The organism is Bradyrhizobium sp. WBOS08 (assembly GCF_024585125.1).
In the GTDB taxonomy this organism is placed as follows: Bacteria; Pseudomonadota; Alphaproteobacteria; order Rhizobiales; family Xanthobacteraceae; genus Bradyrhizobium; species Bradyrhizobium japonicum_B.
In genome coordinates, this window is the sequence record NZ_CP028988.1 from 3,943,239 (window position 1) to 3,962,960 (window position 19,722).

Sequence of the window (19,722 nt, forward strand, 5' to 3'; positions counted from 1 at the left end):
TTCTTGAGACGATGTTGCGATCAGTTGGTAGCCTTGCTGGCACTCACCAGCGTCGGCTTTTCAATGTAGTTATCCGCGAACAGCTTTTTCAGGTTCTCGACCTTGGGCAGGTCGTTATAGGCGATGTAGGGCTGGTTCGGGTGCAGGGTCAGATAGTCCTGGTGATAGGCCTCCGCCGGGTAGAACGCCTCCAGCGCGCCGACCTTGGTCACGATCGGCTTCCTGAACACCTTGGCGCCGTTGAGCTGGGCGATATAGGCTTCCGCCACCTTCTTCTGCTCGTCCGAGGTGGTGAAGATCGCCGAGCGATATTGCGGACCGGTGTCCGGGCCCTGGCGGTTGAGCTGGGTCGGATCGTGCACCACCGAGAAGAAGATCTGGAGGATCTTGCCGTAGGAGATCTTCTTCGGGTCATACTTGATCTCGACGGACTCGGCGTGGCCGGTCCGGCCGCTCGAGACGGCCTGGTAGTCGGCGGTCGCCTTGGTGCCGCCTGCATAGCCGGAGACCGCGTTGACGACACCGGCGGTGTGCTGGAAGACGCCCTGGACGCCCCAGAAGCAGCCGCCGGCGACGACGGCGGTCTGGATCCCGCTCGCGGGCGCCGCATCCATGGCGGGGGCCGGGATTACGACCGCATCCTCCGCTGCCCGGGACGGCATGGCAAAGCCCAGCGTCAGGGCGGCAGTTGCGGCGAGCAGGGAAGCGAGGGCAGGTCGGCGCATGGCGGATCCTCTTTCGGAAGGTCTGACAGTCTAGGACGATGGGAGCCGAACGAACAGTTGCCGGACGGCCTTTCCGCATCATCCGAGGTACGGACACCACCGCCGATTGTTACGACGGGACGGACACGAGTCCGTGAAATGAGCCGCACGGGACGGCCGGGCGAGCGCCCGCCTTGGCGGGACCGGGAACTCCGCGCTAAAGCATGATCCGGAAAAGTGCGCAGCGGTTCTCCCAAAAATCATGCGTAAACGACAACCCAAGCGCGATGCTGGAGCAGGCCAATATGTGGCGCGTCGTTTCCCTGACCCTCGTCATCCTGGCCGCCGGCGTGTCGAACGCGGCGGCCGATCCGCAAGCCGACGAGCTCGCCATCTGCCGTGACCGCCAGGCCGAGGCCCAGGCCCGCGCGAGCGCCTGCGACAATCTGCTGAAGGCCGACCAGCTCGGCGGCAAGGACAAGGCGATCGCGCTCTCCGTGCGCGGCAACACGCTGATCAGCAAGCGCGATTACGACCGCGCGATCGAGACCCTGTCGATCGCGATCGATCTCGATCCCGACTACGTCGTTGCTCTCAACCTGCGCGGCCTCGCCTATGAGCGCAAGGGTCAGGACGACCTCGCCATGGCGGACTACAACCTCGCGCTCCAGAAGCGCCCGGCCTATGGCGTGCCCTACAACAACCGGGGCGTCATTCACGCCCGCCGCGGCGCGCTGCAAAGCGCGATCGACGATTTCACCCTGTCGATCAAGTACACGCCGAAATTCCTGCTTGCCTGGACCAATCGCGCCCGCGCGCGCACGCTGCTCAAGGATTTCGACGGCGCGCTCGCCGATTTCGCGGAGGCCGAGAAGATCGACCCGTCCGCGCCGCAGATCGCAAGCAACCGCTGCATCACCTATGGCATGATGGGCAAGTTCAATCAGGCCTTCGCCGACTGCAATGGCCTGATCGAGCGGCAGCCGAAAAACGTGTACGCGATCAACAACCGCGCCGATGTCAGCATGATGAAGGGCGATCTCGATGCCGCGCTGAAGGATTACAACATGGCAATCCAGATCAACCCCAACAACATCCGCGCGCATTCCGGCCGCGGCCAGATCTACGAGCGGAAGAAGGATCTCGCGCAGGCGCGCGCTGATTACCGCGCCGCCGCCTATTCGCTGACGAAGTTCGACGAGCCCGACGTCGCCCGCGCCCGCGCCATCGCGCAGGAGCGGCTCGCCGCGCTGACGCTGCAGGCGCCGGCCGCGGCGACTGGGCGCCGGGTGGCGCTGGTGATCGGCAACGGCGCCTACAAGAACGTCCACGCCTTGCCCAATCCGCCGCGCGATTCCAAGCTGATCGCGAGCGTGCTGCGCGAGGTCGGCTTCCAGTCCGTGATCTCCGTCAACGACCTCACCCGCGACAAGTTCTTCGAGGCGTTGCAGGCCTTCGCCAACGAGGCGGAAAAGGCCGACTGGGCCGTGGTCTATTACGCCGGCCACGGCTTCGAGATCGGCGGGGTCAACTATCTCGTTCCCGTCGACGCCAAGCTGGCCGCCGACAAGGACGCCGAGACGCAGGCGGTCGCCCTCGAGCAGGTGATCGCCGCGGTCGGTGCCGCGCGGAAAATGCGTCTCGTGGTGCTCGATGCCTGCCGCGACAATCCGTTCGCGCCGACCATGCAGCGCACATTGTCGCTGAAGCTGGTCGACAGGGGCTTTTCCAACATCGAGCCCGGTGCCGGCTTCATGGTGGTTTACGCCGCCAAACACGGTGAGACCGCGATGGATGGCGACGGCAGCGCCAACAGCCCATTTGCGACCGCGCTGGCCCGCGAGATCAAGCAGCCCCGCGTCGAGATCAGGAAACTGTTCGACATCATCCGCGACGACGTCTGGGCCGCGACCAAGCACGGGCAGCAGCCGTTCACCTACGGCTCGCCGCCGGGACGGGAAGATTTCTACTTCGTCGCCGGCAAGTAAGGGCCGGCGCCGCCTTCACATCAGCGTATTGAACCAGTCGAATGCGGTCGATTGCCCGTTCAGGACGGTGCCGTCGCCATAGAGACTTGCCAGAAACGTGACGCGATGGCTTGCGCCGGCAACCGGTACGCCGGCCGCGAAACGTCCACCCGCGGCAATCGCGGGCTTGACCAGTCGCGGATGCAGCGCCTCATCGGTCAATCCGTAATAGAACCGGATCGGGGAATCGTAGTCCCAGAAAGTCGCGCCGTTGCGACCGAGCTGGCGCAGCAACCTGCTGTTGGTGTCATGGGTGAAGCGGTCGAAAAACCCGTCCACCAGGAAATCCCCAGCCGGCGGCACGGCCTTGGCGGTGTCGCCTGCCAGGCTGTAGTCGGCCCAGTATTTCTCCGCGAACGCCTGGTGTTGCGGCTTGATGGCGGTCTTGAACAGATCGCTCAGCCCATAATACTGGCGATAGCTTCCGAGCAGCACCACCAGGCAGGGCGTGATCCAGGCCGGCGGCATCGGGTAGGACGTCTCTGTGGACGGAATATAGGCGGTCGGGTTGACCCAGTAATGGAAGCTCTCGGCGAGATTGTTGAATGGGCTCTGGGTCGCACTTGCCGTCACCTTCATGCCGCGGCGTTGCATCTCCTGCGTGAGCCATTGCGTGTTCAGCGCGCCTTGCGACCAGCCGTTCAGAAACAGCGCCGATTGGCGAAGGCCGAGCCTCTTCAACTCGATGAGGCCGGCATCGAGCACGTCGAGGCAGCATTGCACCGTGGCGCCTTTCACCGCATAGGCCTCGCCGCGGCCGTTGCGAAGAGGGCCCTTGCCGATGTAGTCGGCGGCGATGACGGCATAGCCGTTGCCGGCGAAGCGCTGGATGTTGAACAGCGTCTCCAGCGAATCGACGTTGTCGCGAAGCTGGTAGCCTTCGTCGGCAAGTCGCAGCAGGTTCGAAGGAACCTGATCGAACGACAGGATCGTGCCGTGTTGCCACGACACCACCGGCAATGCCCCGCGCGCACCGACGGGGAGCGCAACGAGCGCAGAGACCTTCACGCGCTCTCCCGTCTCGGGTACGCGGGTCATGGTGGTGATGCGGCGCAGCTCGACGTCGTAGCGCGCCTCGTTCTTCCCGGAGAAGCCCTTGGGCAGGACGTCGTGCTCGTTGAACACGGCATAGAATTGCGCCGCCAGCGCGTTGAGGCGTTGCTTCGAGACCCGCACCGGCCTGTCCGGCCGCGCATCGACGTCACGCAGCGGAGCGGAATGCGCAAGTCTCGGCGCGGCGATCGATGCGGCGAGCGTGCCGGCCGCGATGCCTGCCGACTTCAGAAACCCGCGACGACTCGCGCTATCGGTATCATCACGCGTATCGAGGTAATCGGGTCTGCGTTCAGCCATGCGAGTCCTCCTGCCGACGGCAGTCATACATCGCAATGCCTAGCGCTTGGTGAATGCGTCGGAGCGGTCCGGATAACGGCATCACACCATGGCGCTCGGTGCCGTAGGGTGGGAAAAGCGAAGCGCGCCCACGAACTCTTGTTGCGGAGAGAGACGGTGGGCACGGCGCTTTGCGCCTTTGCCCACCCTACGGCAGCCTTACACCACGATACTCAATCTTTTCGCCGCCCGCGTGATCCCGGTGTACAGCCACCTGGCGCGGCTCTCCTGAAACGCAAAGCTCTCGTCGAACAGCACGACATCGTCCCATTGCGAGCCCTGCGACTTGTGCACGGTGAGCACATAGCCGTAGTCGAACTCGTCATAGGGCTTGCGCTGCTCCCAGGCGATCTGCTCGACGCCGCCCTCGAAGCAATCGGCGCGCACCGAGACCTTCGTCACCTTGTGGCCGAAATCCTCGTCCGGCGACAACCGCATGCTGAGGATGCGGGACTTCGAGCGCGAGGAGTTGCGCGACTTCACCCGCCACAGGCCGCCGTTGAACAGGCCCTTCTTGCGGTTGTTGCGCAGGCACACCAGCTTGTCGCCGGCGACCGGAAAGACGTCCTCGATGTTCTGGCGCTGACGCACTCGCATGTTGTACGCGCGGCGGGTGTTGTTGCGGCCGACCAGGACCTGGTCGGCGCCCATGACCCTGTCGGGGTCGAGCTCCTTGCGCGAGACCACCTCGCTCTCGCCATAGCGGCCGATGTCGAGCTCGCGGCCTTCGCGCACGTCCATCGACATCCGCACGATCGGATCGTCCTGCGCCTGGCGGTGCACCTCGGTCAGCATCGCGTCCGGTTCTGAATTGGTGAAAAACCCGCCGCCCTGGATCGGCGGCAGCTGCGCGGGATCTCCCAGCACGAGCAGCGGGCAGTCGAAGGACATCAGGTCGCGGCCCAATTCGGCGTCGACCATCGAGCATTCGTCGATCACGATCAGCTTCGCCTTCGAGGCGGGCGCGTCGTCCCACAATTCGAAGCTCGGCTGCTCCTCGCCGGATTCGCGGGCGCGGTAGATCAGCGAGTGGATGGTGGAGGCGTCGTCGCAGCCCTTGTTGCGCATGACGAGGGCGGCCTTGCCGGTGAACGCGGCGAACTTCACATCGCCGTCGACGCCGTCGGCGATGTGCCGGGCCAGCGTCGTCTTGCCGGTACCGGCGAAGCCGAACAGGCGGAATACCTGCGGCGTGCCGCTACGGCCGGGTTTTGCTTTGAGCCAGTCGCCGACGGCTTTGAGCGCGGCATCCTGATGCGGGGTGAAAGTTGGCATTGCTGTCTTGAGAAAGGGCGACGCGCGGCGATTCGCCGCCCTCCAAAGTAACCATTCGACCCGTCCATTCAAGGCGGATGCGGCACCGGCGCTCGAGGCCGCCAACGGCGCCTGTCGGCTGACGTCTCACCCGCATGAAGCGGCTTGGTCGGCTCAAACATGAAGGCCGGGTAAATGCCTTGAGCGATTGGCGCAATTTCCCGCCACGGTGGCGGTGCGGGTCATTGTTGCCTGCGCGGCTCGGCTTGGCCGCTTGATCTAGCGCAATGCGATCTGGACCGCCGGAACCTATGGTTCGCAGCGGTGACAACGGCGTCGACCGAGGTGTGCCCGATGGGGCGCTCCTAGACAAATTCCTGAACGCGGGTTTGCCCGTGGGGATTCGGATATGCCGAGACCAATGTCACGACGCTCATTATTTTCTGCCGTTCTGCCTTTCGCATCCGGCCGCGACGCGTATGCGCCGCGCCTGGATGAGACGCGCCTCGAACAGGTGGCGACCGTCTCCAGCGCGAGCGCCTGCGTCGAACGGCATGGCGTGGTCTGTCGCCGTTGCGTCGAGGCCTGTGAGCATTCCGCCATCCGCATCCTCGGGCGCGAGAAGCTCGGCGCCGTGATCGATGCTGCGGCCTGCACCGGCTGCGGCGATTGCATCCCGGTCTGCCCGGTCGAAGCCATCGCACTCGCGCCGCGGGATCGCATCTCGCTCGTATCCGAACTTGCAAACCTGGTCGTGCACAATGGCTGAAGCCACCAACATCTGCGGCGTTGCCGTCTATCTCGCACCGGATGCGGAGCGCGATCTGACCGACCGGATCCTGGCGCTGCCCGGCGTCGAGCTGGAGGCCGCCTCCGGCGCCAACAGGCTCGCGCTGACCGTCATCGATACGCCGGCCTCGCTGGCGATCGAGCAGATCGCCGCCATGCATCGCCTGCCCGGCGTGGTCAGTGCCTCGCTGATCTTTCACGCATTCGACACGCACGACGACGAGAGCGCAGTCGAGACCGGAGAAGCCGCGTGCTGCGGCGGCGCCTGCCAGAATTCCGGCGCGCATGTGCGCGCTTCCGCAATTTGAGATTCGTTGAGCCGGAGAGACCGACGATGGTTACGAAATTGACGAACGGGAACGAAGCCAGTGCGACGCGCCGCGATGCGCTGAAGGCGGCGGCAGCGGTTGCTGCGGCCTCGACCATCGGCGTGACGTTGCCGCAAGCGGCGAGCGCGCAGCCTGGCAAGACCGACGGCATTCGCTGGGACAAGGGCGTGTGCCGCTTCTGCGGCACCGGCTGCGGCGTGATCGTCGGCACCAAGAACGGCAAGGTCGTGGCGACCCAGGGCGATCCCGATGCGCCGGTCAATCGCGGCCTCAACTGCATCAAGGGCTACTTCCTGTCCAAGATCATGTACGGCGAGGACCGGCTGACCCAGCCGATGCTGCGCATGAAGAACGGCAAGTTCGACAAGAACGGCGAGTTCACGCCGATTTCCTGGGACGATGCCTTCAAGCTCATGGCCGAGAAATGGAAGGCGGCGCTGAAGGCGGGCGGGCCGTCGACCGTCGGCATGTTTGGCTCGGGCCAATGGACCATCTGGGAAGGCTATGCCGCCGCCAAGCTCTACAAGGCGGGCTTCCGCACCAACAATCTCGATCCGAATGCGCGCCATTGCATGGCCTCGGCGGTCGCCGGCTTCATGCGCACCTTCGGCATCGACGAGCCGATGGGCTGTTACGACGATATCGAGCAGACCGACGCCTTCGTGCTCTGGGGCTCGAACATGGCGGAGATGCACCCGATCTTGTGGTCGCGCATCACCGATCGCCGGCTGACGCATGAAGGCTGCGAGGTGCACGTGCTTTCGACCTTCGAGCACCGCTCGTTCGAGCTCGCCGACAATCCGCTGGTGTTCACGCCGCAGAGCGACATGGCGATCCTCAATTACATCCAGAACTACATCGTCAATTCCGGGGCGATGAACAGGGATTTCGTCGAGAAGCACGTCGAGTTCGCATCGACCGTGACCGACATCGGCTACGGCCTGCGCCCGACCCACGCGCTCGAGGTGAAGGCGGTCAACGCCTCGCACAAGGCCGGCAAGGACGGCGCGCTCGATCCGGCCGGCTTCAAGGACAAGATCGGCTTCGAGGAATACAAGAAGCTGCTCGAGCCCTACACGCTCGACTATGCCCACAAGGCCTCGGGCGTCCCGAAGGAGAATCTCGAGCGGCTCGCCAAGCTCTATGCCGATCCCAAGAAGAAGATCATCTCCTACTGGACGATGGGCTTCAACCAGCACGCGCGCGGCACGTGGGTCAACAACATGATCTACAACGTGCACCTCTTGACGGGCAAGATCTCCGAGCCGGGCAACGGCCCGTTCTCGCTGACCGGCCAGCCCTCGGCCTGCGGTACCGCCCGCGAGGTCGGCACATTCTCGCACCGCCTGCCGGCCGACATGGTCGTCACCAATCCGAAGCATCGCGAAGCGACCGAGAAGCTGTGGCAGGTGCCGGAAGGCACCATCCCCGCCAACATCGGCTACCACGCCGTGCTGCAGAACCGGATGCTGAAGGACGGCAAGCTGAATGCCTATTGGGTCCAGTGCAACAACAACATGCAGACGGCCCCGAACATGAACGAGGAGGGCTATCCCGGTTATCGCAATCCGGCCGCCTTCGTCGTCGTCTCCGATCCCTATCCGACCGTGACCACCCTGGCCGCGGACCTCATCCTGCCCACGGCGATGTGGATGGAGAAGGAAGGTGCCTATGGCAATGCCGAGCGGCGTACGCAGTTCTGGCGTCAGCAGGTGAAGGCGCCGGGCGAGGCGCGTTCCGATCTCTGGCAGATGATGGAGTTCTCGAAATACTTCAAGATCGAGGAGGTCTGGCCGGAAGACCTGATTGCCAAGAAGCCGGAGGTTCGCGGCAAGACCCTGTTCGACGTGCTCTACGGTAACGGCGAGGTCAACAAGTTCCCGATCACCGAATGCCAGAAGGGCTTTGAGAATTCCGAGAGCGCGGCGTTCGGCTTCTATGTGCAGAAGGGCCTGTTCGAGGAGTATGCCAAGTTCGGTCGCGGCCATGGCCACGATCTGGCGGACTTCGAGCAATATCACCAGGCGCGCGGCCTGCGCTGGCCCGTCGTCAATAACAAGGAGACGCTCTGGCGCTTCCGCGAGGGCTACGATCCCTACGTCAAGCCGGGCGAAGGCGTGTCGTTCTATGGCAAGCCGGACAAGAAGGCGCGCATCATCTTCTGTCCGTTCGAGCCAGCGGCCGAAACGCCCGACAAGGAGTTCGATCTGTGGCTGTGCACCGGCCGCGTGCTGGAGCACTGGCATTCCGGGTCGATGACGCGCCGCGTGCCCGAGCTGCACCGTGCCGTGCCGGCCGCGACGCTGTTCATGCATCCGGATGACGCCGCCGAGCGCAAGCTGCTGCGCGGACAGCCCGTGAAGATCCAGACGCGCCGCGGCGAGGTGGTCACGCGGGTCGAGACCAAGGGGCGCAACAAGCCGCCGCGCGGCCTCGTCTACTTCCCGTTCTTCGACGAAAGCCAGCTCGCCAACCAGCTCACGCTTGATGCGACCTGTCCGATCTCGAAGGAGACCGACTTCAAGAAGTGCGCCTGCCGCGTGACGTCGGCCTAAACCCCTCGATGGACGAGCCATGTCGGACTCCAGCTCAGGCATCCCGCGCGATCCGCGCCGCCGCAAGGCGCTGCAGGATATGACGCGTTTCGGCGGCGGCGCAGCCGTCGCCGCAACGATGCTGACGGCGTTCGGGGTGTCCTCGCGGGCCAAGCCCGCACAGGCGCTGCGGCCTCCGGGCGCGTTGCCCGAGAAGGATTTCCTGGCAGCCTGCGTCCGTTGCGGTCTATGCGTCCGCGACTGCCCCTACGACACCCTGAAGCTTGCGGACTGGGCCGACGGCCCCGCCGTGGGCACGCCGTTCTTCCAGGCCCGCAATATTCCCTGCGAAATGTGCGACACCATTCCCTGCGTCAAGGCCTGCCCGACCGGCGCCCTCCAGCACGCGCTGACGGACATCGCCAAGGCCAAGATGGGCGTCGCGGTGATCACCAGCCGCGAGACCTGCCTCAATCTGCAGGGGCTGCGCTGCGACGTCTGCTATCGCGTCTGTCCGGTCATCGACAAGGCGATCACGCTCGAAGTCTCGCACAATGCGCGCACGACCAAGCATGCGATCTTCGAGCCCGTCGTCCACGCCGAGTACTGCACCGGCTGCGGCAAGTGCGAGAAGTCCTGCGTGCTGACCGAGTCCGCGATCAAGGTGCTGCCGATCGAGGTCGCCGCGCTGAAGCAGGACGAGCATTACAAGCGCGGCTGGGAAGAGAAGACCAGGGCCGGCGGAGCCCTGGTCGATGCGCCGCTCAAGCTGCCGGTGCGCAGACCTGAGGGAGGCGCGCCATGACGGCCAATACAAGGCCCTATGTCGAAGCGCGGGCACAGAAGGGGCTTTGGGCTGCCTCGCGGTTTCTGGTGCTGCGCCGGACCAGCCAGCTGCTCTTCCTCGCGCTGTTCCTGTCGGGGCCGCTTCTGGGCGTCTGGATCGCCAAGGGTACGCTGGCTTCGTCCATGACGCTCGGCGTGCTGCCGCTGACCGATCCTTTCGTTCTGCTGCAGTCGCTCGCGGCGCGGCATTGGCCCGAGGGGCTGTCAGTGATCGGCGCGGCCATCGTGCTCGCCGCCTATCTCCTGTTCGGCGGCCGGACCTATTGCTCCTGGGTCTGCCCGATCAATCCGGCGACCGATCTCGCCGCCTGGCTGCGGCGTCGGCTCAACATCACCTTCACCGCCAAGATCCGCCCGGAGCTCAGGCTCTATTTCATCGGCGCGGTGCTCGCGGCGTCAGTGCTGTCGGGCTCGATCGCCTGGGAGCTGATCAACCCGGTGACGGCGCTGCATCGCGCGCTGGTGTTCGGTCTCTGGTTCGGCGCCGGCGGCACCGCGGCGATCTTCGTGTTCGACCTCCTGGTCGCAAGGCACGGCTGGTGCGGTCATCTTTGCCCGGTCGGCGCGTTCTACGGCCAGATCGGCAGGGTCGCGCTGCTGCGCGTCACCGCCGACAACCGGGCCGCCTGCAACGACTGCATGGATTGCTACGCGGTCTGTCCGGAGCCGCACGTCATCAGCCCCGCGCTCAGGGGCGAGCGGAGCGGCGCCACGCCTGTCATCACCGCGGGCGACTGCACGGTCTGCGGCGCCTGCATCGACGTCTGCTCCAAGCAGGTCTTCCATCTCGGTCTGCGCGGCCGCAATGCGGTGCATCCCGACCCCTCCATGACCGCGCCAGCGCCACTGGCACGCGTCGTCTCTTCCCAGCCGGCCGTCCTTGAAAGGGACCTCCCATGACGTTTGTTCGACTGATTCCGTTGATTGCGGCGGCGGCCGTGGCCGTCGCGCTTGTCGTTCCGTTCGCGGCGTCGGGGCCGCTCGCGCAGGAGGCCAAGCAGCACAAGGCGCTGCGCGAGGCGCCGTTGACCGAGATGTCGCCGCCGCCCGAGGTGACCAAGCAATCGGTGCCGGCGAGCGGCTTCGAGCGCGCGTATCGCCAGCAGCCGCCGCTGATCCCTCACAAGGTCGACGGCTACCAGATCACCACGGACAACAACGCGTGCATGGGTTGCCACGACTGGCCCGGCAACACGCGCGTGAACGCGCCGAAGATCTCCGAGACGCATTACGTCGACCGCCAGGGCGTGCGGCTCGATAAGGTCGCCGGCACGCGCTATTTCTGCCAGCAATGCCACGTGCCGCAGGCCGATGCGAAGCCGCTGGTCGGCAACATCTTCAAGAACGCGACACAGGCGAAGTGAGGGGGACATGCAGGACACCAGCACTTCTGCCGCCATGGCAGCCGAGCGGCCGGGTCGCCTGAAGCGGCTATGGCGATGGTTCTTCTCGCCGACCGCGCGCTATGCCTGGGGACTGATCGTCGTCGTCGGATTCGGCGCCGGCGTGCTGTTCTGGGGCGGCTTCAACTGGGCGATGGAGATGACGAACACCGAACAATTCTGCATCTCCTGCCACGAGATGAAGGAGAACGTCTATCTCGAATACCGCAACACCGTGCACTATTCCAACCGCACCGGCGTCCGCGCCAGCTGTCCGGATTGCCACGTGCCGAAGGAATGGGGACACAAGGTGGTCCGTAAGATCCAGGCCTCGAACGAGGTTCTGCACAAGATCCTCGGCACCATCGACACGCCCGAGAAGTTCAACGCGCACCGTATCGACCTCGCCAAGAACGTCTGGCGCGCCATGAAGACCACCGACTCGCGCGAGTGCCGCAACTGCCACAAGTTCGACCACATGGAGTATGCGGTGCAGGAGCCGCGCGCCTCCAAGCTGCACCAGACCGCGTTCGCCCAAGGCAAGACCTGCATCGATTGCCACCAGGGCATCGCGCATAAATTGCCGCCCAAGGCGCAGGAGGGATATCGCGACATGCTCGACCATATCGACGAGGTCAGCCCCATGCAGCGGATGATCGACTTCCTGCAGGATGCCGACGTCGCCAAGGCGAAGGCGGCGAGGTGATGGACATGCTTCAGCAATCCCGCGACACCGCGGACAGTGCGGCAAGGCCTTCCGCCGCCCTCAGCGTAGCCCTGGTCTATGACTCGGGTCCCGCCGTGAATCGTTGGTTCACAGGTCTCGTCGCCGAGCTTCGCCGCTCCGGCAAGAGCCTGGCCGGCTTGATCCAGGAGGACGTGCCCCGGCCGGGACGCACACGCTGCGACATGGTTCTGCACGAGCTCGCCACCGGCCGGTCGATCTCGATCTCGGAGGATCTCGGGGCGGGCGCGACCTCCTGCCGTCTCTCCACGCCGCGCCTGCTCGAAGCGGCGCAATTAGTCGAAGCCCAACTCGCCGACGCCGAGATCGTCTTTCTCAACAAATTCGGCAAGGCTGAGGCGGAAGGCGGCGGCCTGCGCGATCTGATTGCCCATTGCATCGAGTCCGGCAAGAGCCTCGTGATCGGCGTCCCCCGCAGCAACCTCGAGGCCTGGACCGATTTCTGCGGCGCGCGGCGCTTGCGGCCCTGCTTGGCCAGCCCAGGGTCGGCACCGAGCATCTGCACCTGATCTGAAGCCGCGCTCCGGCGCGCGATCCCTGTTCTTCCACGCCGTGGAATTGACGGCGTGGTGGACAGGATCGCCTCGCTCAATACAATGCCCGCAACAATAAGACAGTAGCGGGAGAGCGACGCCATGAAGTTCGGCATCTTCTACGAGCTGCAATTGCCGCGGCCCTGGGTGGCCGGTGACGAGCTCGCCCTCTATCAGAACGCGCTGACGCAGATGGCGCTCGCCGACGGGCTCGGCTACGACCATGCCTGGGTGGTCGAGCATCATTTCCTCGAGGAATATTCGCACTCGCCCTCGCCGGAATCCTTTCTCGCCGCGGCGAGCCAGCGCACCAGGAACATCCGGCTCGGCCACGGCATCCTCCAGCTCACCACCAACCATCCGGCGCGCATCGCCGAGCGTGTTGCCGTGCTCGATCTGCTCTCGAACGGCCGCTGCGAGTTCGGCATGGGCGAGAGCGCGTCCATCACCGAGCTGACGCCGTTCGGCCGCGACATGGAGACCAAGAAGGAGGTGTTCGAGGAGGCGGTCGCGGCGATCTTCCCGATGTTCAAGGACGCCGGCAGCGAGCACCACGGCAAGTACTTCGACATTCCCTTGCGCAACGTCGTGCCCAAGCCGGTGCAGAAGCCGCACCCGCCGCTGTGGATGGCCTGCTCGCAGCTGCCGACCATCGAGCGCGCCGGCCGCCACGGCTTTGGCGCGCTCGGCTTTCAGTTCGTCAGCGCCGACGCCGCCCACGCCTGGGTGCACGCCTATTACAACGCCATGACCAAGCGACTGCACAAGCTCGCCGACTACGAGATCAACCCGAACATGGCGCTGGTCTCGTTCTTCATGTGCGCCAGGACCGACGAGGAGGCGCGGGCGCGCGCCGACGGCGCCACCTTCTTCCAGTTCGCGCTGCGGTTCTACGGCGCCTCGCAGAACCGCCAGCGGCCCGCGCCCTACACCGTCAACATGTGGGACGAGTACAACAAGTGGAAACGCGACAATCCCGAGGCGCAGGAGGCGGCGTTGCGCGGCGGCCTGATCGGCTCGCCGGAGACGATCCGCAGGAAATTGAAACGCTTCCAGTCCTCGCACATCGACCAGGTCATCCTGCTCAACCAGGCCGGCAAGAACAGCCACGAGCACATCTGCGAATCGCTCGAGTTGTTCGGCCGCGAGGTGATGCCGGAGTTCCAGAACGATCCGGCGCAGGCCGAGTGGAAACGGGGCGTGATGAGCGGCGAGATCGAGCTGGAAGAGATCGACACGCAAGCCTTCACCGACCGCTACGGCAAGCTTGCCATCAACGTGGCCCCGGTGAAGGCGGTGGGGTAGGGAGCTCCGCATCCGGCATGGGCCCCGGCTCGGCAGCGCATCACCAGGGTGCTGCGCTGCGTCCGGGGCACGAGACGGCCGATCAACACACCCGCTCTCATGTCCCGGACCAGCAGCAACGCGCAAAGCGTTGCTGCGCCGAGCCGGGACCGAGAGGCGCCGCCGGCTTTCGGCGCATCATCGTTGCTGCTATCCTTCCGCAAAACAGCGTCTGACGGAGGAAGCGATGCGGCCCAACGGGAGGCCCGTGAATCAAGCGACTGGCGATGTCACGCCTGCGGTGCTCGCCATCGGTCGCCCGGATTTCCCGGACATTCTGATCGACACGCTACGCCGCCACGCCGGTGTCGGCCATTGCATGGTGTTCGCGCTGAATCGCGCCGGCGCCGCGACCTGCCTGCTCGATGCCGGCAACATCCCGATCGGCGGCGATCTCGGCGCGGCCTATGCCGGTCAGTTCCACGAATCCGACCCCAATCGCGATGCGCTGTTCGAAGGCGAGGGCGGTGGGCCGATCATGTTGCCCGCGTTCGCGCCGCGCATGTACGGTACGCGCTACCGAAAGATCTTCTTCCACGATTCCGGCATCGTCGACAAATGCGCCAGCGCGATCTGGGCCGGCGACACTTGCTTCTACGTCAATTTCTATCGCATCGCCGCTCAGGGCCGCTTCAACGCTGCGCAGCGCGAACGGCTTCAGGCGATCGCACCGGCGATCAGCGCGAGCGTCGCCCGCCATTTTCAGGAGAAGGCGACGCCCGAGCGGTCTCTCGCCGAACTGTTTGCGACCCGCGCGCCGCTCGCCGGTCTCACGCCGCGCGAACAGGAGGTCTGCCGGCGCATCCTTGCGGGCTTCAGCTCGGAAGCGATCTCGCAGGCGCTCGGCATCAGCCTGCATTCGACGCTGACTTATCGCAAGCGCGCCTATCAGCGGCTCGGCATCTCCTCGCAGAGCGAGCTGTTTGCGATCGTGCTGCAGTTGCTCACGCGCAGCCTGAACTGAGGCTGCCGTCGAGAACGGGCCGACCCTCGCGATCATGTCGTGCAGGCCCTCGCCGCGGCGAGGATCCGGCTTGGACTCGGGTCGCCGCTTCGGCGTCATCGGCAGCCAGAACGGCCCACTCCAACTGCCTGATGCGGGCGCCCTTCGTGAACGGCTGCGTCCATTTCGTAGGCGAGCGCTTGCCCCATCAAACAACGTTAGGTACAACCGATCGTGCAATCCGTTGTCAGGTTGTTCCGATCCAGATGCGACGATAGTTGCATATGAGGTCGCGCCGGATTGCCGACGTAATCTGGGGTAGTGCTCCGTGGCGGCGGCGTGCGGATTGTACGTCTCGGCAATTCGAACCTGGTATTTCCTTTGTTTAAGCGCGTCTTTGTACTTATTGGCGAATTTGAAACGGGGCCGCCCCACAGGTCGGACCTGGCTTCTCCTGGGTCATCGGCTTTGAGCTGCGGAGTCCTGATCCGCATCCCGGCGGACTTTCGCGGCGTTGCTCTGCGGCCAATGTGGACCTTGCCGATGATGCCCCGCGCAGCGCGGTCGCCAGTCTTCGCGCTTGGCAGCGACGTGCGTATTCGACCGGGTATGAAGTCGAGATCATGACGATTGCTGTTGTCGAAGCGCGTGACGAGGCTGCGGACGCGACGGGTGGCAATGGTTCCTCGTTTCCGGCGTCACTCCTCGCATTCGTCCTGGTCTCGAAGTTCCTTGGCGTGCCGGCCGATGCCGGTCAGATCGCCCACGAGTACGGCTCTCCCGGTGCCGGATACCGCCTGGAGGATATGGCCCGGATCGCCAAGCGGCTGAAAATCGTCGCCAAGGTCAAGCCCGTCGCGCTGGCCGAACTTCACAAGGTGCCTCTGCCCGCGCTCGCTGAATTGAAAGACGGCGAGGCAATCATCCTGCTCAAGGTCGACGAGCGGCCGGACGGAACGCGCTTTCTGATCCAGCGCGGCGATGGCGAGCGGCCCGAAGTGTGGTCGGTGGACGATTTCGACGGGCAATATGCCGGGCGTCTGCTGCTGATGACGACCCGTGAGCTGATGGCGGGGGCGGCGCGCCCCTTCGACGTCAGCTGGTTCATTCCCGCGCTCGTGAAATACCGTGGGCCGTTGCGCGACGTCCTGATTGGATCGTTTTTCCTGCAGCTGATGGGGCTGATCTCGCCGATTTTCTTCCAGCTCGTCATCGACAAGGTGCTGGTCCACCAGTCGCTGACGACGCTCGACGTGCTGGCGGTGGGGCTCTCGGCGGTGCTGATCTTCGAGACCGGTCTGTCGGCGCTACGCAACTGGCTGTTCGCTCACACCACCAATCGGGTCGACAGCGAGCTTTCGGCCCAGCTGTTCCGGCACCTTCTCAACCTGCCGCTGTCGTATTTCGAGGCGCGCCGTGTCGGTGACAGCGTTGCCCGCGTGCGCGAGCTCGATCGTATCCGAGAGTTCCTCACCTCGAATGCCGTCACGGTGGTGATCGATCTGTTCTTCACCATCGTCTTCTTCGGCGTCATGTACGCCTATAGTCCGCTATTGACCCTGATCGTCACGCTGTCGATCCCCCTCTATGTCGCGATCTCGGTGATCGTGACGCCGCCGCTGCGCGCGCGTCTCGACGAGAAGTTCCGTCGCGGCGCGGAGAACCAGTCCTTCCTGGTCGAAAGCGTCACGGGCATCGGCACGCTGAAGGCGATGGCGGTCGAACCGCAGATGCGGGCGAAATGGGAGAAGCAGTTCGCGGGCTACACCAGCACCGGATTTCAGGTCGCGACGCTCGCGAATTGGGGCAGCCATCTGATCCAGCTGGTGTCCAAGCTGACCACGGTTGCGATCCTGTTCTTCGGCGCGAAGGCGGTCATTACCGGCGACCTCTCGGTCGGGTCGCTCGTCGCCTTCAACATGCTCTCCGGGCGCGTCGCCCAACCGATCCTGCGCCTCTCCCAGCTCTGGCAGGATTTTCAGCAGGTGCGCATCTCGGTCGACCGGCTCGGCGACGTCTTGAACTCGCCGGCCGAGCCCGATCACAATCCGAACCGGGCGAGCCTTCCCCCGATCAAGGGTGCTGTGAACTTCGATCGGGTTCGTTTCCGCTATCGTCCCGATGCGCCGGAGGCCCTGCGCGGCATCTCGCTCGCGATCCAGCCCGGCGAGATGATCGGTATCGTCGGCCCCTCCGGCTCGGGCAAGTCGACCCTGACCAAGCTCGTGCAGCGTCTTTACGTTCCGGAGCAGGGCAGGGTGCTGGTCGACGGCGTCGATCTCGCCCTGGTCGACCCGGCATGGCTGCGCCGGCAGATCGGCGTCGTGCTGCAGGAGAACATCCTGTTCAACCGCTCGGTGCGCGAGAACATCGCGCTGGCCGACACCACGATGCCGATGGAGCGCGTCATCGCCGCCGCTCAGCTCGCCGGCGCCCACGAGTTCATCCTCGCGCTTTCACACGGCTATGACACGGTGATCGACGAGCGGGGCGGCAACCTCTCGGGCGGCCAGCGCCAGCGGATCGCGATCGCGAGGGCGCTGATCGGCAATCCGCGCATCCTGATCCTCGACGAGGCGACCAGCGCGCTCGACGCCGAGAGCGAGGAGATCATCCAGCACAATCTCGCCGGCATCGCCCGTGGCCGCACCGTCATCATCATCGCGCACCGCCTCTCCGCCGTGCGCCAGTGCGACCGGATCGTCACGGTCGAAGCCGGCGAGATCACCGAAACCGGCGATCACCAGACGCTGCTGCGCTCGGGCGGCCGCTATGCCCAGCTCTACACCAAGCAGATGGGGCGCAGCACGTGACGGCATGGGTCGCCGAGCGCTTTCCGACGCTCGCCAGGCACTGGGCCGTGCTGCGGGCGAGCTGGAGCATGCAGAACGAGGCCAGCCGCAACCGGAAGCCGCTCTCCGATCACGAGTTCCTGCCGGCCGCCCTCGAGATCATGGAGAAGCCGCCGAGCCCGGGGCTGCGCATGCTGCTGCTGATGACCTGCGGCTTCTTCACGGCCGCGCTGGTCTGGTCGGTCCTCGGCACGGTCGACGTCGTGGCGGTGGCGAGCGGGAAGATCATCCCGTCGAGTAAGGTCAAGACCATCCAGCCGATGGAGATCGGCTCGGTGCGCGCCATCCATGTCGCCAATGGCCAGCATGTCGAGGAAGGGCAGCTTCTGGTCGAGCTCGACCCGACGCTCGCGACCGCCGACGAGGCGCAGGCGCGCCAGAACCTGCAGGCTTCAAAGCTCATCCAGGCCCGCAACGCGGCTCTGCTCGCCTATCTCGACGGCCGGCCGACCGGCTTCGTCGCGCCGGACGACACGCCGGCAGCGACGGTCGCGGTGGAGGAGCAATATGTCCGCGCGAGCATCGCCGAATACGAGGCGCAGGTCGCGAGCCTGCAGCAGCAGATCGCGCAGCGCGCGGCCGAGCTGACCTCCGCCGAGGTCGAGATCAACAAGCTGCGCCTCACCCTCCCGCTCGTCGAGCAGTCGCTCGAGGCGCGCCGGCAGCTCACCGAGCAGGGCAATTTCGCGCGGCTGCGGCTGCTCGAATACGAGCAGCAGCGCATCGAGCACGTCCAGAACGTCGACGTGCAGCTCGCCAATGCGGCGCGGGCGCGCGCGGCGATGACGGCGCTCGAGGCCGAGATCCGCAAGCTGCGCGAGACCTTCGGCAAGACCGCCGTGACCGAGATGGTCCAGGCCCGCGACAAGGCACAGCTTGCGGCTGAAGATTTGCGCAAGACCACGCGGCGGCGCGAATTTCTGGCCTTGCGCGCGCCCGTCGCCGGAACGGTGCAGCAACTCGCGGTCGCGACGATCGGCGGGGTGGTGCAGCCGGCCCAGCCTCTGATGACCATCGTCCCTGATGGGGTCGAGATCGAGGTCGAGGCCCAGGTCCTCAACAAGGACATCGGCTTCGTCCGCGAGGGCCAGCCGGTCCGGGTCAAGCTGGAAGCCTTTCCCTTCACCGATTACGGGCTGGTGCCGGGCATCGTCGAGAGCATCAGCCGCGATGCGATCGACCTGTCGCAATCGAGCGGCCAGCCGCAGCGCGACGACAAGGGCCGGCCGGTCCAGCCCGGCCTCGTCTACGCCGCGCGCATCCGCCTGTTGCAAACCAGCATCCGCGTCCGCGACCGCCAGCAGACGCTCGGCCCCGGCCTCTCCGTGCAGGCCGAGATCAAGACCGGCGAGCGGCGGATTATCCAATATCTGCTGTCACCGATCACGCAGTCGCTGGATGAAGCCGGGCGGGAGCGGTGAGGGGACTGCATGACGATCAGATTTGATCCCGACCAGCGACGTTCAACTCATGTGGAAAGTGGTCTGGCGGTTCAGTGGGTGCGCGACGAGCCTCCTATGGAGCGTTCTACCCACTTCAACTTGATTGTCGACGGGATCGAAGTGCCGTTTGTCGCTTCCTACGACTACGGCGAGGACAAGAAGGCAAATCCGGGTATTGGCGCGCTTGAGCTCGACCGTCTTCCACCGCGCTGTGGGAGAAGAATTACAGGGCAGCCAATATCAATGCCAATTTCGACAAGCAGATATTTGTTGAGGTATGGCAAGACTTGGTTGCGCAAGGACACAGCAGCTATCGCATTTCGACCTACTACGCCGAATTTCGGACAGCTGGCCCCAGCGGCAGGACTGAGTGGGAGCGCCAAGGATGAGCGCTGACCCACTTTGGACCTTCTTCTCGGGAATTGCGGTGACAGTGCACACAACTCGCGCTGACTTGGCAGCTAGTAGCTACCGTCAAATGCGCGTGAGCGAGTAGCTGGATCGGCTCATCGACAGCGCGCTGTCGAGCTCCTTTTGTATGACGATAAGGTGACGTCACCGCTTCTTCGCGGCCGCATCAAGTTGCTCTGAGCCTCGTTGCGTTCA

At 65.0% G+C, this 19,722-nt stretch carries 17 protein-coding genes; 14 read left to right on the forward strand and 3 right to left on the reverse strand.

Going from position 1 to position 19,722, the window contains the following annotated elements; genetic code table 11:
* Nucleotides 1-20: 20 nt before the first annotated feature.
* Nucleotides 21-725: a peptide-methionine (S)-S-oxide reductase MsrA gene (gene msrA, locus DCM80_RS18775; protein ID WP_257193038.1), complete on the reverse strand. Its 705-nt coding sequence runs from the start codon at nt 723-725 to the stop codon at nt 21-23.
* Between the two features lie 284 nt (nt 726-1,009).
* Here msrA and DCM80_RS18780 point away from each other — a divergent pair, with 284 nt between their 5' ends.
* Nucleotides 1,010-2,692, forward strand: a complete 1,683-nt coding sequence (locus tag DCM80_RS18780) for a caspase family protein (protein WP_257193039.1) — start codon at nt 1,010-1,012, stop codon at nt 2,690-2,692.
* Between the two features lie 15 nt (nt 2,693-2,707).
* Here the strand turns inward: DCM80_RS18780 and DCM80_RS18785 are convergent, their stop codons facing one another.
* Both DCM80_RS18785 and DCM80_RS18790 read right to left on the reverse strand, forming a co-directional pair.
* The gene (locus tag DCM80_RS18785; RefSeq protein ID WP_257193040.1) at nt 2,708-4,084 is read right to left on the reverse strand and encodes a S9 family peptidase; all 1,377 of its coding nucleotides are present in this window, start codon (nt 4,082-4,084) and stop codon (nt 2,708-2,710) included.
* A gap of 198 nt (nt 4,085-4,282) precedes the next feature.
* Nucleotides 4,283-5,398, reverse strand: coding sequence for an ATP-dependent RecD-like DNA helicase (locus tag DCM80_RS18790; protein WP_257193041.1), 1,116 nt, complete (start codon nt 5,396-5,398; stop codon nt 4,283-4,285).
* 493 nt (nt 5,399-5,891) lie between these two features.
* Between DCM80_RS18790 and DCM80_RS18795 the strand changes: the two genes are divergently transcribed.
* The 13 genes from DCM80_RS18795 (at nt 5,892) to DCM80_RS18855 (ending at nt 19,512) form a co-directional block, all read left to right on the forward strand.
* Nucleotides 5,892-6,146, forward strand: a complete 255-nt coding sequence (locus tag DCM80_RS18795) for a 4Fe-4S dicluster domain-containing protein (protein ID WP_257193042.1) — start codon at nt 5,892-5,894, stop codon at nt 6,144-6,146.
* On the forward strand, nt 6,139-6,474 hold the full coding sequence (locus DCM80_RS18800) for a chaperone NapD (RefSeq protein WP_257193043.1): 336 nt from the start codon (nt 6,139-6,141) through the stop codon (nt 6,472-6,474). Before DCM80_RS18795 ends, DCM80_RS18800 begins: the two co-directional genes overlap by 8 nt.
* A gap of 26 nt (nt 6,475-6,500) precedes the next feature.
* The gene (gene napA, locus DCM80_RS18805; RefSeq protein WP_257193044.1) at nt 6,501-9,050 is read left to right on the forward strand and encodes a nitrate reductase catalytic subunit NapA; all 2,550 of its coding nucleotides are present in this window, start codon (nt 6,501-6,503) and stop codon (nt 9,048-9,050) included.
* A gap of 19 nt (nt 9,051-9,069) precedes the next feature.
* Nucleotides 9,070-9,834, forward strand: a complete 765-nt coding sequence (napG, locus tag DCM80_RS18810; RefSeq protein WP_257193046.1) for a ferredoxin-type protein NapG — start codon at nt 9,070-9,072, stop codon at nt 9,832-9,834.
* Entirely contained in the window at nt 9,831-10,775 is a 945-nt protein-coding gene (gene napH, locus DCM80_RS18815) for a quinol dehydrogenase ferredoxin subunit NapH (RefSeq protein ID WP_257193047.1), read from the forward strand. Before napG ends, napH begins: the two co-directional genes overlap by 4 nt.
* Nucleotides 10,772-11,239: a nitrate reductase cytochrome c-type subunit gene (locus tag DCM80_RS18820; protein ID WP_257193049.1), complete on the forward strand. Its 468-nt coding sequence runs from the start codon at nt 10,772-10,774 to the stop codon at nt 11,237-11,239. Before napH ends, DCM80_RS18820 begins: the two co-directional genes overlap by 4 nt.
* Nucleotides 11,240-11,246: 7 nt before the next feature.
* A complete protein-coding gene (locus tag DCM80_RS18825; protein ID WP_063831455.1) occupies nt 11,247-11,963 on the forward strand; it encodes a NapC/NirT family cytochrome c in 717 nt (238 codons plus the stop codon).
* Between the two features lie 5 nt (nt 11,964-11,968).
* Nucleotides 11,969-12,511, forward strand: coding sequence for a DUF2478 domain-containing protein (locus DCM80_RS18830; RefSeq protein ID WP_257193050.1), 543 nt, complete (start codon nt 11,969-11,971; stop codon nt 12,509-12,511).
* A gap of 126 nt (nt 12,512-12,637) precedes the next feature.
* Entirely contained in the window at nt 12,638-13,840 is a 1,203-nt protein-coding gene (locus tag DCM80_RS18835) for an LLM class flavin-dependent oxidoreductase (protein WP_257193051.1), read from the forward strand.
* 226 nt (nt 13,841-14,066) lie between these two features.
* Nucleotides 14,067-14,843, forward strand: coding sequence for a LuxR C-terminal-related transcriptional regulator (locus DCM80_RS18840; RefSeq protein ID WP_257193053.1), 777 nt, complete (start codon nt 14,067-14,069; stop codon nt 14,841-14,843).
* 602 nt (nt 14,844-15,445) lie between these two features.
* Nucleotides 15,446-17,635, forward strand: a complete 2,190-nt coding sequence (locus DCM80_RS18845; RefSeq protein WP_257193054.1) for a type I secretion system permease/ATPase — start codon at nt 15,446-15,448, stop codon at nt 17,633-17,635.
* Nucleotides 17,632-19,095: an HlyD family type I secretion periplasmic adaptor subunit gene (locus DCM80_RS18850; RefSeq protein ID WP_257193055.1), complete on the forward strand. Its 1,464-nt coding sequence runs from the start codon at nt 17,632-17,634 to the stop codon at nt 19,093-19,095. Before DCM80_RS18845 ends, DCM80_RS18850 begins: the two co-directional genes overlap by 4 nt.
* Nucleotides 19,096-19,104: 9 nt before the next feature.
* On the forward strand, nt 19,105-19,512 hold the full coding sequence (locus DCM80_RS18855) for a hypothetical protein (RefSeq protein WP_257193056.1): 408 nt from the start codon (nt 19,105-19,107) through the stop codon (nt 19,510-19,512).
* The last annotated feature ends 210 nt before the right edge of the window (nt 19,513-19,722 follow it).

Bases quoted from the DNA above. Each gene is read 5' to 3' on its own strand.
- msrA (WP_257193038.1), bottom strand. From the start codon at position 725: ATGCGCCGACCTGCCCTCGCTTCCCTGCTCGCCGCAACTGCCGCCCTG.
- DCM80_RS18780 (WP_257193039.1), top strand. From the start codon at position 1,010: ATGTGGCGCGTCGTTTCCCTGACCCTCGTCATCCTGGCCGCCGGCGTG.
- DCM80_RS18785 (WP_257193040.1), bottom strand. From the start codon at position 4,084: ATGGCTGAACGCAGACCCGATTACCTCGATACGCGTGATGATACCGAT.
- DCM80_RS18790 (WP_257193041.1), bottom strand. From the start codon at position 5,398: ATGCCAACTTTCACCCCGCATCAGGATGCCGCGCTCAAAGCCGTCGGC.
- DCM80_RS18800 (WP_257193043.1), top strand. From the start codon at position 6,139: ATGGCTGAAGCCACCAACATCTGCGGCGTTGCCGTCTATCTCGCACCG.
- napA (WP_257193044.1), top strand. From the start codon at position 6,501: ATGGTTACGAAATTGACGAACGGGAACGAAGCCAGTGCGACGCGCCGC.
- napG (WP_257193046.1), top strand. From the start codon at position 9,070: ATGTCGGACTCCAGCTCAGGCATCCCGCGCGATCCGCGCCGCCGCAAG.
- napH (WP_257193047.1), top strand. From the start codon at position 9,831: ATGACGGCCAATACAAGGCCCTATGTCGAAGCGCGGGCACAGAAGGGG.
- DCM80_RS18820 (WP_257193049.1), top strand. From the start codon at position 10,772: ATGACGTTTGTTCGACTGATTCCGTTGATTGCGGCGGCGGCCGTGGCC.
- DCM80_RS18825 (WP_063831455.1), top strand. From the start codon at position 11,247: ATGCAGGACACCAGCACTTCTGCCGCCATGGCAGCCGAGCGGCCGGGT.
- DCM80_RS18830 (WP_257193050.1), top strand. From the start codon at position 11,969: ATGCTTCAGCAATCCCGCGACACCGCGGACAGTGCGGCAAGGCCTTCC.
- DCM80_RS18835 (WP_257193051.1), top strand. From the start codon at position 12,638: ATGAAGTTCGGCATCTTCTACGAGCTGCAATTGCCGCGGCCCTGGGTG.
- DCM80_RS18840 (WP_257193053.1), top strand. From the start codon at position 14,067: ATGCGGCCCAACGGGAGGCCCGTGAATCAAGCGACTGGCGATGTCACG.
- DCM80_RS18845 (WP_257193054.1), top strand. From the start codon at position 15,446: ATGACGATTGCTGTTGTCGAAGCGCGTGACGAGGCTGCGGACGCGACG.
- DCM80_RS18855 (WP_257193056.1), top strand. From the start codon at position 19,105: ATGACGATCAGATTTGATCCCGACCAGCGACGTTCAACTCATGTGGAA.